We start from the raw sequence: 13,487 nt of genomic DNA, 5'->3' as shown, positions 1-13,487 counted from the left end.
GGGGGCGGGAAAGAGAAGATAGGTGCGGATATACTTGCTATAGCATAGAGCCTTTGCCCTTTCCCGAACCGCAGCCTCACCGGCATTTGATTAACATTTAATGTATTTCTGAAAATTTCATATCCATGTCACGTTGTGTGAAGCATCAAAATCAAGTACCATGAAATACGTCAACATGTATAGAGAGAGGCGGTTTCATGGGTTTTCGTATTATTAAAACGGCTATTGCGACGCTGATGGCGATTCTGGTCTCGGATGCCTGCGGCGTGACGGGACCGCTGTCGGCGGGGATCCTGGCCGTGCTCGGGGTCGATGTGACGCGAAAAAGGAGCCTGAAGACGGTATCCGCACGTTTTTTCGCCTCGTTGCTGGGACTGTTTTTTGCCTGCATTTTATTTGAACTGCTTGGTTTCCATTACTGGGTGCTCGCGATATATATTCTGATCGCCTTTCCGGCCATCACCCGGGCGAACTTCAAGGAAGGCATCGTTACCAGCTCGGTCGTAGTGTTCCGGGTTTTTGGCAGTGCGGAAGTCAGCACGGATGTCATCGTGACGCAAGTTGAGCTGCTCGTGATCGGGCTTGGCTCGGCCATGCTCGTCAACATGGTGTACATGCCCCCGGCTTCAGAGCAAATGACGTCGATCCGCAGGCGGGTGGATGAGCAGTTTTCGAAAATCTTCAAACAGATCGCACTAACCCTTCGCGACCCTTCCTACGTATGGGACGGGCATGAACTTATCGCCGCGGGAAAAGCGATTCAGAGCGGCAAGGAAGCCGCGAGCAGGGAGATGGAAAACCAGGTGCTGCACCCTGACGAGTCGTGGACCATCTATTTTTATATGAGAAAAGAGCAGCTGGAATCGATTCAAAATATGCTGCAGCTCATTTCCCACGTCTATCAGAAGCTCCCGCAGGCGGATGACGTAGCCGAGCTGTTCGAACAGCTCAGCAGGGACGTAACGGAGGAAAACTACACGGGACGCACGGAGAAGCTGCTGGTCGCCCTCGAGAAGGAGTTTAAAGAAATGGAGCTTCCGGCGACGCGGGAGGAGTTTGAAGTCAGATCGGCCATTTTGCAGCTGATTCGTGAGCTGGGACAATATTTGAAAATCGCGAAAAAAAATAAGACGCCGGCACCGGGCAAGTTACGAAAACCCTCTGCCGGGTCCTGAAAACGCAAAGAAACCCCTTGGCAGCTGCCAAGGGGTTTTTATACAATGAAAGCCGCATAAAGTAGAGTGACGTAAAGTTTCAGACTAGATTAAAAGGGCCGTGAAATCCAGGCCAGCCAAGGTATTTCGGCGCTCGCGTCATAGCATTATTCCTATTCTAGCCGGGCGATCACAATAATATTTCATTCATTTATGCTCGTTTAATCAACAAATGCCTATGTCCTGCATACACTTAAGTGAATGATTGTATGGAGGAGGTTCAAAGATGTCATTAAGCGATAAACATCAATGTAGAGAGATCATCACGAAAGCGATCTGCGGCAAGGGTCGTAAGTTCTCTACCGTAACACATACCGTGACTCCGCCTCATAATCCTACCAGTATTTTGGGGGCATGGATTATAAACCATCAGTACGAAGCGGTTGCCGCAGGCGACGGAATTGAAGTTATTGGTACTTACGATTGCAACATCTGGTATTCCTACGACAAAAACTCCCAAACTGACGTTGCCAAAGAAACGGTATCTTATGTAGAATTCGTACCGCTGTCTTACCTGGATCCGAAACACCGGGCTTCAACCGTCGAAGTCTCTGCGGAGGCCACGCAGGAGCCGAGCTGCGTTGAAGCCAGTGTCTCTTCGGGAGGCGGCAATGTCATCATCCGCGTGGAGCGGGAATTCGCGGTCGAGCTCGTCGCCGAGACCAAGGTGCGTGTTTTGGTGTGCAGCCGCGGCCATGGCGACTATGACGACAAAGAATTCGAGTTCGCCGGCGACGATGGGGACTATGAGGATCTCGATCCCGATTCCCTTGATGATGAGCTGTAATTCGTAGAGCAAGGAAAAGAGGTATGATGTACTATATGCCGGGAGAGCGGCGGCGAAGAGGGCGGATGCCCTCCTTTTTTTATTTTATTTTCAGCGTGTGAGGGGGGATGAGGGTGACAGAGGAGGAAAAAGAAGCCCGGTATGCCGGATGGCCCGACCGGGTCAAGCATGCCCGTCTGGTCCGTTCCGGCATCAGCTCCCTCCTGCTGCCGGAAGAGGACGCGGCTGCCCGGGAATCCGCCCGATACCGGCGAAGATACGCCGTTAACGTCGCTGGCCTGCAAGCCGTTGACTTGAAGCGCGTCGAGGGAAGCGCAGACGGTTTACGTGTTCCCGTCGGTTCGGCCCACGCGGGTGAGGCACTGCTCATCGGGCTGTATGCCCGCTTGGAGAAGGCGGCGGTGCGGGCCCTTTATACGCTTGGCCTGGATTCGGGCGAAGTCGTGCTGGCTTCCTCTGGAGAGCGGAAGTTCGGCGTTGAGCGTGTCACGCCTTCCTCCGGAATAAAAGATCCGCGCATCAAGGCGCGTTATGACCGGGCGGAGACGGAGCTTGCCCGCCGGCTGCGGCGGGAAGAGGAGGAAGGGATCCGCCTCGTGATGGGCATGGATCCGGAGTTTGTGCTTGTGGATGCGGGCAGCAACGAGATGGTTCCCGCATCCCGGTTTTTGGACCGGGAGGGGGAGGTCGGCTGCGACGCCGTCCACGGCGAGGGCTTTACGACCTTCCCCATCGCCGAGCTTCGCCCGGATCCAAGCGGGGACCCCACCGGTCTGCTCAAGCGCCTGATGTTCACGATGCAGGCCGCCGGCCGGATGATCGGGGACCGGTCGCTCATCTGGCAGGCGGGGGGCATGCCCAGACCCGGTTTGCCGCTGGGCGGGCATCTGCATTTCAGCGGCATTGTGCTTACCCCGGAGCTGCTGCGGGCGCTGGATAACTACCTGACGCTGCCCGTCTCGCTGCTCGAAGACGAGAACAGCCGGGCGCGGCGGCCCAAATACGGCTATTTGGGCGACTTTCGCCGCCAGCCGCACGGCGGCTTCGAATACCGCACACTGCCGAGCTTTCTCGTGTCCCCCCTGCTGGCTAAAGGGGTGGTGTACCTCTCCTATTTGATCGTCAGCCATTACAGAGAGCTGAAGATGCGGCCGCTGGACGCGAGCGAGCGGGTGCACCGGGCCTATTACCGGGGTGACCGCGAGGTGATGAAGCCAGCTGTTCGGCCGCTGCTCAGAGAGATCCGGCAGCTGCCGGATTACGGCAATTACGCCGGCTCTATCGAACCGCTCCTGGCGCATATCGAGCAGGGAACAACGTGGAACGAGAGCAGGGATATCCGGCCGCTGTGGAACATTCCGGTCGAACCTTGATTCCCGCCCACTTACTTTCTGTTATAATAGGGCGTGAGCACAAGTGAAGTCTGGAGGTACCTCATGGCCAAGTATACGCCAATGATTGAACAATATTTGGAAATCAAGCAGCAAGCCCAGGATGCGTTTTTGTTTTTCCGCCTGGGCGATTTTTACGAAATGTTTTTCGAGGACGCCTTAAAGGCCTCCCGGGAACTGGAAATTACGTTAACCGGCCGGGAAGGCGGCGGGGACGAAAAAATCCCGATGTGCGGGGTTCCCTACCATTCGGCTGAGAGTTACATACAGCGGCTGATCGAGAAGGGCTACAAAGTGGCCATTTGTGAGCAGCTGGAAGACCCGGCGGTGACCAAAGGCATGGTCAAGCGCGGCATCGTCCGCGTCGTGACGCCGGGGACGATCATGGAAGGCAAAAACGTAGCCGACAAATCCAACAACTATTTGGTATGCGTGACCGAGACCGACCGTATGATGTCGCTGGCGGCCTGCGATCTGACGACAGGCGAGCTGTACGTAACTTCCATGCCCGCATCCATGGAGTGGCTGCGCGACGAAATCGGCATCTATGAACCGGCGGAAGTGATCGGCGACCCGAAAATGCTGGATTTGATCAAGGCGGAACAGCTCCAGTGGAGCCGGCCGGTCGTCTACACGTCATGGGAGAAAAGGGAGGAGCAGACGGTCCGCGCGCAGTTCGGCGAATCGGCCTGGGCCCGGCTCGATCCGGAGCGGCAGGCATGCGTGGCCGTGCTTATTTCGTACCTGAGCGAGACGCAGCGGCGTTCGCTCGGCCAGCTGACGCAAATTTCGCCCTATGAACCCGGCCATTACATGATTCTCGATCCGTTCACGCGGCGAAACCTGGAGCTCGTCGAGACGGTGCGCGACCGATCCAAGAAAGGGTCGCTGCTCTGGCTGCTGGATCGGACCGAAACGTCGATGGGGGCCCGGCTGCTGCGCAGATGGATCGACAAGCCCCTTCTGCACCGCGGGCCGATCGAAGAGCGCCTGGAAGCCGTGGAGCATCTCTACAACCAGTTTATCCTGCGGGAAGACCTGCGGGCTGCGCTGAAAGACATTTACGATCTGGAGCGGCTGGTCGCTAGAATCGCCTTCGGCAACGCGAACGGGCGGGATCTGAACGCCCTCAAGCTGTCGCTGGCGCAAATTCCTTCCTTGAAGGAACTGTGCGTGTCGTCGGCGTCTTCCACCCTGCGGAAGCTGGCGGCGGAGATGGACGAATGCCGCGATCTTTATGAAGCGATCGACGCGGCGATCGTCGACGATCCGCCCGTATCTGTGAGGGACGGCGGCTTGATCAAACCGGGCTATCACGATCATCTGGACGAGCTCAGAGAAGCCAGCGTGAACGGCAAACGCTGGATCGCCGAGCTTGAGGCCAAGGAGCGTGAAGCGACGGGCATCCGCTCGCTGAAGGTCGGATTCAACAAAGTGTTCGGGTATTACATTGAAGTGACCAAATCGAATCTGAGCACCCTCCCGGAAGGCCGGTACGAACGGAAGCAGACGCTGGCCAATGCCGAGCGGTTCGTAACGCCGGAATTGAAGGAGAAAGAGGGGCTCATCCTCGAAGCCCAGGACAAAATGGTGGACCTCGAATATTCCCTATTCAGCGGACTAAGGGACCGGCTGAGCGCGGAAATCCCGCGGCTGCAGGCACTCGCCGAGAAGGTCGCCGTCACCGACGTCTATCAGTCGCTGGCAGCTGTGAGCGCGGAGCAGGGTTTTGTGAAGCCTAAGCTGACCGAAGGTTATGACCTGGTCGTAGAGAACGGGCGCCATCCGGTGGTCGAGGCGGTGATGAAGGATGCCTCCTTCATTGCCAACGGGACCCGGCTGACCCGGGAGGAAGCGGCGATTCTGCTCATTACCGGGCCGAACATGGCCGGAAAGAGTACGTATATGCGGCAGGTGGCGCTGATCTCGATCATGGCGCAAATCGGGTGTTTCGTGCCGGCCAAGGCGGCGGAAATTCCGCTCGTGGACCGGATCTTTACCCGGATCGGAGCGGCGGATGACCTGATCGGCGGCCAGAGCACTTTCATGGTGGAAATGGCCGACATTCAGGTCATGACCGAAAAAGCGACGCCGCGCAGCTTGATCATTATCGACGAGCTGGGCCGGGGCACGTCGACCAGCGAAGGCATGGCCATCGCCCAGGCGGTAATCGAATATGTCCATGATACGATCGGCTGCAAGGCGCTCGTATCGACCCATTTTCACGAGCTTGCGCATTTGGAGGACAGCCTGCAGAGCCTGCGCAATTACTCCATGGCGGTGCAGGAGAGCGGCGACAAGGTTCACTTCCTGCGGAAGCTGATCGCGGGGCCTGCCGGCAGCAGCTACGGCATCTATTGCGCCCGGCTGGCCGGACTGCCGTCGTCCATTATAGGAAGGGCGTATACACTGCTACAGGGCCTTGAGGAAAGCGCGGCCCAGACGGCTGCGGCCGCAGAAGCGACCAAGGCTGAACCGCCGGTACAGCTCAGGGAGCGGGCGGATGCTGGTGAATGGGAACGTTCGCTGACGGATACGGAAGCAGGGCACGCTGAACCTGCCGTTGGAGCTTCCGTTCAGGAGATGGCTTCAGGCCGGGGAGAGTCAAGCGTTGCGGAAGTCGTACAGCTCTCGATATTCGGGGATGAGGAGCTGGAGCCGGTGAAGCGAAGCGCTGCCGCTCCTGAGCCGCAGCCGGTTCATCCAGCAGTAACGCAAATTTTGGAATCGGTGAAAAGCGCCGACGTCATGAACATGACGCCACTGCAGGCCATGCAGCTGCTGAACGAGCTGAAAATGAAGGCAAAGGATCTGTAGACAAGTGGGACAAGGCCGATTGTCCGTTCATATCTTTTTTTGAAATGGGGGAACGGTATGGCGAAAATTCGCGTTTTGGACGAGCACATAGCCAACCAGATAGCGGCCGGTGAAGTGGTTGAGCGTCCCGCCTCGGTTGTGAAAGAACTGGTGGAGAACGCCATTGATGCCGGAAGCTCTCGAATCGAAGTCACGGTAGAGGAGGGCGGGCTTGAAAGCATCCGCGTAATCGACGACGGCTCGGGGATCGAACCGGAAGACGTTAGCACCGCCTTTTACCGCCATGCGACGAGCAAAATCGAAAACAGCAGGGATCTGTTCAACATCACGAGCCTCGGGTTTCGCGGCGAGGCGCTGCCGAGCATCGCCGCCGTGGCCAAAGTGGAATTGGTCACGGCGAGCGCCGATAACGGGCTCGGGCGGCGAATCGTCATCGAAGGCGGCAGGCTCGTGACGGAAGAGGACACGGCGGCGCCGAAGGGAACCGACTTGACGGTCCGGGAGCTCTTCTACAACACGCCGGCCCGGTTGAAATATATGAAGACGATCCAGACGGAGCTGGGGCATATTTCCGATTACATGTACCGCATCGCCCTGTCGCATCCGGAGATCGCGATTACGCTGCGGCATAACGGAAACGTGCTGCTGCAAACCGTCGGGAACGGTGATCTGCTGCAGGTGGTCGCCGCCATATACGGCCGGCAGGCCGCCAAGGCACTGCTGCCGATTCATGCGGAGAACCTGGACTTTACGATCGACGGGTACGTCAGCCGTCCGGATTGGACCCGCTCGAACCGGAACGGGATCTCGATCATCGTCAACGGGCGGTACATCCGCAGCTATGGCCTGAACCAGGCCATTCAGCGGGCGTACCATACGCTGCTGCCGATCAACCGCTACCCGCTCGCCGTCCTGGAAGTCAAGATGCATCCGTCCCTGGTGGACGTCAACGTGCATCCGGCCAAGCTGGAGGTGCGCTTCAGCAAAGAGCAGGAGCTGTTCCCGTTCGTGGAGAGCAGCATCCATCAGGTGCTCCGGCAGGAAGTGCTCATTCCACAGCCGGTTAAGCAGAGCATCGGCGATAAGGATAAAGGATCGTTTATTCAGGAGCAGTTTCATTTCTCCAAAAGCCCGGCCCCGCAGGCCGGACCGATGGACCGGCTCATGGATGGCCAGGAAGCCCCGCTGCCGCAGGATCCCGGCCCAGCCGGTCACACCGGAGCTTCGGAGGATAACGGCTCCTTCACTTCGGTGAGCGCATCCGGCAGCCAGCCGGTGAAGTCTCCTCCGGCCGCCGGACCGGAAGGCGCCGGCACGGGCTTCTCCGGCCAGCGTGCACAGGCGCCGGCGCAGCAAGGCTATTCCGGTCAGAGCAGCCCGAATGCAGGAAGCGTGCGCAACACGGGTGAAGCTGCCTATGCGCAGCAGAAGCTTCCGTATTCTGCGCGCGAAACGGTACGCGAAAATACGGTTCCTGGCTACCGGCTGAACTTGTCGCAGAGCGGGCGGGTATCGCAGAGCTCGAATCCAGCGCTGGCCAGCCGGCTGCTGGCGGGCACAGAGGCGCCGCCCGAAATTCCGCCTTTTCCGGAGCTGACGCTGATCGGCCAGCATCACGGGACGTACCTGATCGCCCAAAACGCGGACGGACTGTTCCTGATCGACCAGCACGCAGCGCATGAGCGGATCAATTACGAATTCTATTACGAGAAATTCGGCCGTCCGGCCGATGCTTCCCAGGAGCTGCTGCTGCCGATCACGCTGGAGTTTACGCCGTCGGAGTCGGAGCAGCTGACGCAGAAACTGCACTGGTTCGAGCAGGTCGGCGTATATCTGGAGCATTTCGGCGGGCAGACCTTCCGTGTGGTTTCCCATCCATACTGGTTTCCAAAAGGCGAGGAGAAAGCGCTGATCGAAGAGATGGCCGAATGGGTCCTCAGCGAGCGCAGCATCGATCTGGCCAAGCTCCGCGAGACGTCGTCCATTCTTTGCTCCTGCAAGGCTTCAATCAAGGCGAACCAGAAGCTGACCGAGCAGGAAGCGACGACGCTGCTGGACCGCCTGGCGGCATGCCGGCAGCCTTATACCTGCCCTCACGGGCGGCCGATCGTCGTTTCCTTTTCGACCTATGACCTGGAAAAGCTGTTTAAGCGTGTCATGTAACGCGTTATGTAACGCGGCATGCGGTTCAACACAGCGGGCAGCGAAAGTCGGAGAGGGACGGTTCATAAAACGAATTAAGGTGTATAACTAAACCAAGCGCATTTGCTTGGCTGATGTCCGATTTTATACAGGATTGGAGATTGTCATGATTATTACGACGGGGGATAAAGCGGCTGAATCGATCGTAGGCAGGGCGGTCGCCCTGGCCAACGAGACGGGGGGCAAATATGTCCCGAGAAGCCACACCCCATTAACGAGAATGGCCAAAATGCACGGCGATGACGAAATCATCGTCGTGCTGGACGGCGGAGCGAGGCTTGTCAGGCCGGGAAGTCCGCCGATGGAGTTTCATCCCAGCATGGGCTTTGTCCGCGCCAAGCGTCTGCTCAAGGGCGAGAGCGACCCGATGCTGGACGCGGCGTCGATGTCTGCGGGGGACACAGTGCTCGACTGTACGGCCGGCCTCGGGTCGGATTCGCTCGTATTTGCGGTCCAAGGAGGGCCCGGCGCGCATGTCACCGCGGTTGAAAGCTCGCCGGCCCTGGCGGCGATGCTTGCCGAAGGGCTGGCTCACTACCGTTCCGGCCTAGCTGAGGTGGATGACGCCATGCGCCGGATCCGGGTGGCCTGCGGCCATCATCTGGACGTGCTGCACAAGCAGCCGGACAACAGCGTGGACATCGTATACTTCGACCCGATGTTCCGCGAGCCGTTGATGGATTCTTCGTCCATCAGCCCGCTGCGCGCGTTTGCCAACAGCGACCCGCTGCAGCCGGAGAGCATCCGCGAAGCCGTCCGGATTGCTCGCAAGACCGTTGTGCTGAAGGAGAAAAAAGGCAGCGGCGAATTTGCCCGTCTCGGCTTCGTGCCGATCGACCGGCCGCATTCAAAAATTTCGTATGGAGTGATATGTGTTGACCGACCGCTTGACAACTGAGACGAAGCCGCTGCTGCTGGTGCTGATCGGCCCCACCGCCGTCGGCAAAACCAAAATGAGCATTGAGATCGCCAAGGCGCTGGGCTGCGAGATCATCTCCGGGGATTCCATGCAGGTCTACCGCCAGATGGACATCGGGACAGCCAAAATTACCAAAGAAGAGATGCAGGGCATCCCGCATCACCTGATCGACATACACGAGCCGGATGAAGCCTACTCGGTCGCCGAGTTTCAGGAAGAATGTTCCCGGCTGATCGCGGATATCCATGCCAGGGGGAAGCTGCCTTTTATCGTCGGGGGGACCGGTCTCTACGTGGAATCGGTCTGCTACGGTTTTCAGTTTGCCGAAGCGGGAGAGGACAAGGCGTTCAGGCAGGAACAGGCCGACTATGCGGAGCGTTACGGTGCCGAGGCACTTCATGCCCGGCTGGCGGAAGTCGACCCGGAGAGCGCCCTGAGGCTGCATCCCCATGACCAAAGGCGCATTATCCGGGCGCTTGAGATCTATCATTTGACGGGTATCCCTCTTTCGGCCCAGTTGAAGAGCCAAACCCGGGAATCGCCGTATCAATTATGCCTGGTCGGTTTGACAATGGATAGGCAAATGCTATATAAACGTATTGAAGCCCGTATCGACGAGATGCTGGAGCAGGGTTTGGTAGAAGAGGTTTCTTCTCTGCTGGATAAGGGCTACGGACCGGATCTGGTCTCGATGCAGGGACTGGGTTACAAACAGATCATCTCATATTTGCAGGGTGAAGCTACCCTGGAAGAGGCTGTTGCAATTTTGAAGAGAGATACGCGCAGGTTTGCCAAACGCCAGCTGTCCTGGTTCCGCCACATGAAGGAAATCCAGTGGGTGGACGTCACGGACACGGGAAATTTTCTCGCGAATTTCGCCGCAATCCGTGATATAATAGCAGGAAAGTTTCTCTTAAATCTTGAATATACTTCAAAACAATCTAATTGAATCGTTGGGGGTACGGCTAATGAACAAATCCATCAATATCCAAGATACATTTTTAAACCAGCTTCGCAAAGAAAACATCCCTGTCACTATTTTTCTTGTGAACGGATTTCAAATCAGAGGCTTAATCAAGGCGTTTGACAACTTCACCGTCGTGGTGGATACGGACGGCAAGCAGCAAATGCTGTTCAAGCATGCGATTTCAACGGTTACGCCTCAACGCAATGTATCCCTGATGCAGGAAACCCAGAACGAGGTATAATTTAACAGGACAAGCCTCATAGCTGAAACTTTTTCAAATGACTTTCGTTAAAGAGTATAGAATGGCGAGGATGCGGGTAAATCCGTTATAGACGTTCATTCTGTAAGCATAGGAAATGGAGCGGAGCAACCTGCAAGGGTTGTTCTTTTCATTCCGAGCTTAGAAATCAAAAGGGAGTCAGGAGGGTACCATGGACAACAACAAGCTGTCGAGGTCTGATAGAAACAAAGAACAGCCCAAGACAATGAAAAAGACAACCAAGAATAAGAAGAAAAAAATATCCGGAAAGCGCGTGTTTTGGACGTTATTTTTCACCTGTGCATTTGCTATCTTCTGTGCGCTTGCCGGATATTTGTATATTACGGTCAACGGGGAGCGCCTGCTGCAGGCGAACAAGGATAAGCTGACCGTACACGAAACATCTAAGGTATTCGACCGCAACGGCAATCTGATGGGAGAGCTGTCCCTGCAGAAGAGCGATCCGGTCCAGAGCGAGGATATTCCGAAGCTGCTGAAGGATGCTTTTGTGGCGACAGAGGACAAACGCTTCTATGAGCACAGCGGCGTCGATCTGTGGTCGATCGGCCGGGCGGCCGTCAAGGACGTCATCGCCAGATCCAAGGTCGAAGGCGGCAGTACGATTACGCAGCAGCTCGCCAAAAACATTTTTCTGACCCGGGACAAAACGTTCTTCCGGAAGGCGACCGAAGTGTCCATCGCCATGGCGCTGGAACGGAATAAGACCAAAGATGAAATCATTACGATGTATTTGAATCGTATCCCGTTCGGCGGGCAGCTTTATGGCATTAAAGAAGCTTCAAAGTATTATTTCGGCAAAAGCAATTTGAATGATTTGAAATTGTGGGAGATGGCCACCCTGGCGGCAATGCCAAAGGGTCCTTCGAAATATAACCCGGTGCGCAATCCGGACTTGTCCATGCAGCGCCGTGCCGTCGTGCTGAACCTGATGGCCCAGGAAGGGTACATCACGCAGGAAGAGGCCGAAGCCGCGAAAAAAGTCGAATATACGTATAAACCGCCGAAAAAACAGCAGCAGTACCAGAACTTTATGGACTACGTAATGAATGAGGCTGAAGAAGTCACCGGCCTGAGCGAAGACGATCTGAACATCGGCGGCTATAAAATTTATACGACGATGGATGCGAACGCCCAGAAAGTGCTGGAGAAGGAGTTTGCGGACGAATCGAACTTCGAGAAAAGCCCGGATGACCAGCCGGTGCAGGGCTCCATGGTCATCATGAACCAGGAGTCGGGTGCGCTCGTTGCCCTGCTCGGCGGACGGGATTATACGCGCGGCGGCTACAGCCGGGTCACGAACAGCCGCAGACAGCCGGGTTCGGCCTTTAAGCCGATCGTCTCGTATGCGCCTGCGCTGGAAAGCGGCAAATTCGATATGTACTCGTCTCTCAGCAACAAGAAGCAGTGCTTCGGCAGCTATTGCCCAGGCAACCTGCACGGATATTCGGATACGATCGGCATGGCCGAGGCGATCCAGAAATCCGAGAACATTCCGGCTGTATGGCTGCTGAACCAAATCGGGGTGAATACCGGCTTTAAATTCGCGGAGTCCCTCGGCATTCAGCTGACCGAAGATGACAAGAACCTTGCGATGGCGCTCGGCGGTATCAGCAAGGGAACGAACACGCTGGAAATGGCCCAGGCGTACAGCGCCTTTGCCAACGGCGGCAAGATGAACGAGGCGTACTCGATCAAGAAGATCGTCGACAGCGACGAAAAGCCGGTTTATGAGCATAAAGACAGCGCCAAGCAAGTCATGAGCGAAAATACCGCATACCAAATGACCGAAATGATGAAAAAGGTCGTTGAGGACGGTACGGGCCGGAAAGCAAGAATCGACCGCCCGGTAGCGGGTAAGACGGGCACGACGCAGAGCGGCTATACCGGTGTCAAATCGAACCGCGACGTATGGTTTGTCGGCTACACGCCAGAGCTGACGGCAGCGGTTTGGATGGGCTACGACAAGCCGGACAAAACGCATCTGCTGCACAACAGCAGTCCGCTGGCGGCCGCTTTCTGGGGCAAAGTCATGGAGCAGGTCGAGAAGAATTTCCCTGAGAAAGAATTCCCGGTTCCAGACAAAGTTAAGGAACAGGAGCCTGTGCAGAATGAGCCGGAACAGGACCAGAACCAGGGCAACGTCAGCGGCTTGAGCGCGGATTACAACATCAACACGCAGACGGTAACGCTGGGCTGGAACGGCGTAGATTCCGGCGACGCTCAGTATCGTATCTACCGCAAAGAATCCTCTGAAGCGAATTACTCGCTGATTCTGGATGGCGTAACCGGCACGACGGCTCAGGATATGGGAGCACTGCCGGGTATGACGTACGAATACTATGTCACGGCATACTTCCCGGATTCGGGTACCGAGTCGGATCCGTCCAATACGGTGCAGATCACGATCGATACACCGCCTGACGAACAAACCCCGCCTGATCAAAACAATGGAGATAACGGTCAAGACGGAAACGGTAATCCGGATAACGGCAATACCGACAACGGCCAGGGCGGTGATAACGGCGACATGGGTAACGGCAACGGGAATAATAACGGCAATAATGGAAATTGGAATGACGGCGGCCCGGGCAACAACGGCAACGGGAATGGCAACGGCAATGGCGGTTCCAATGGCAACAACGGCAGCGGCAACGGAGGCGGTGGCGCCGATAGCGGCAGCGACGGCTCTAGCGGGGATACAACCGGCGATAGCGGCACAGGTACGATAACCCCGCCTGAGAACGGCGGAACGACCGACAACGGTAGCAGTGACGGAACCGGAAGCACCGACGGAACGACCTTCCAAAACCCTGGTGATTCCAGTGGAGGCAGCACGGGAACCGTGACCACTCCGTAACCGGATAGGATAAGTTTTAGACCCCTTTCACTTGGGGGTCTTTTTTTTGCTGT

At 56.7% G+C, this 13,487-nt stretch carries 9 protein-coding genes; all 9 read left to right on the top strand.

Annotation, left to right across the window (positions count from 1 at the left end):
- The first annotated feature begins 197 nt into the window (after positions 1–197).
- Positions 198–1,175 (top strand): aromatic acid exporter family protein, encoded by a 978-nt coding sequence (locus tag ABIE48_RS18870; protein ID WP_192715527.1) that lies wholly within the window; start codon positions 198–200, stop codon positions 1,173–1,175.
- Between the two features lie 265 nt (positions 1,176–1,440).
- Positions 1,441–2,001, top strand: coding sequence for an outer spore coat protein CotE (locus ABIE48_RS18865; RefSeq protein ID WP_116229842.1), 561 nt, complete (start codon positions 1,441–1,443; stop codon positions 1,999–2,001).
- A 113-nt stretch (positions 2,002–2,114) separates the two neighbouring features.
- The gene (locus ABIE48_RS18860; protein WP_192715526.1) at positions 2,115–3,374 is read left to right on the top strand and encodes a putative amidoligase domain-containing protein; all 1,260 of its coding nucleotides are present in this window, start codon (positions 2,115–2,117) and stop codon (positions 3,372–3,374) included.
- 63 nt (positions 3,375–3,437) lie between these two features.
- Positions 3,438–6,209 carry a DNA mismatch repair protein MutS gene (gene mutS / locus ABIE48_RS18855; RefSeq protein ID WP_192715525.1) on the top strand — a complete coding sequence of 924 codons (2,772 nt, stop codon included), beginning with the start codon at positions 3,438–3,440 and terminating at the stop codon, positions 6,207–6,209.
- Between the two features lie 57 nt (positions 6,210–6,266).
- On the top strand, positions 6,267–8,372 hold the full coding sequence (gene mutL / locus ABIE48_RS18850; protein ID WP_192715524.1) for a DNA mismatch repair endonuclease MutL: 2,106 nt from the start codon (positions 6,267–6,269) through the stop codon (positions 8,370–8,372).
- Between the two features lie 145 nt (positions 8,373–8,517).
- Positions 8,518–9,309, top strand: coding sequence for a class I SAM-dependent methyltransferase (locus ABIE48_RS18845; RefSeq protein ID WP_192715523.1), 792 nt, complete (start codon positions 8,518–8,520; stop codon positions 9,307–9,309).
- A complete protein-coding gene (gene miaA / locus ABIE48_RS18840; protein WP_192715838.1) occupies positions 9,299–10,279 on the top strand; it encodes a tRNA (adenosine(37)-N6)-dimethylallyltransferase MiaA in 981 nt (326 codons plus the stop codon). The genes ABIE48_RS18845 and miaA overlap by 11 nt, the downstream gene beginning before the upstream one ends.
- Before the next feature lie 19 nt (positions 10,280–10,298).
- Complete coding sequence (gene hfq / locus ABIE48_RS18835) at positions 10,299–10,538, top strand: RNA chaperone Hfq (RefSeq protein ID WP_076171204.1); 240 nt, start codon at positions 10,299–10,301, stop codon at positions 10,536–10,538.
- Positions 10,539–10,728: 190 nt separating this feature from the next.
- A complete protein-coding gene (locus ABIE48_RS18830) occupies positions 10,729–13,434 on the top strand; it encodes a transglycosylase domain-containing protein (RefSeq protein WP_192715522.1) in 2,706 nt (901 codons plus the stop codon).
- Positions 13,435–13,487 lie beyond the last annotated feature (53 nt).

Origin of the sequence: Paenibacillus sp. OAE614, from assembly GCF_040546645.1 — a bacterium.
Lineage (GTDB): Bacteria > Bacillota > Bacilli > Paenibacillales > Paenibacillaceae > Paenibacillus_AQ > Paenibacillus_AQ favisporus.
This window is presented reverse-complemented; position numbering and strand designations above follow the sequence as displayed.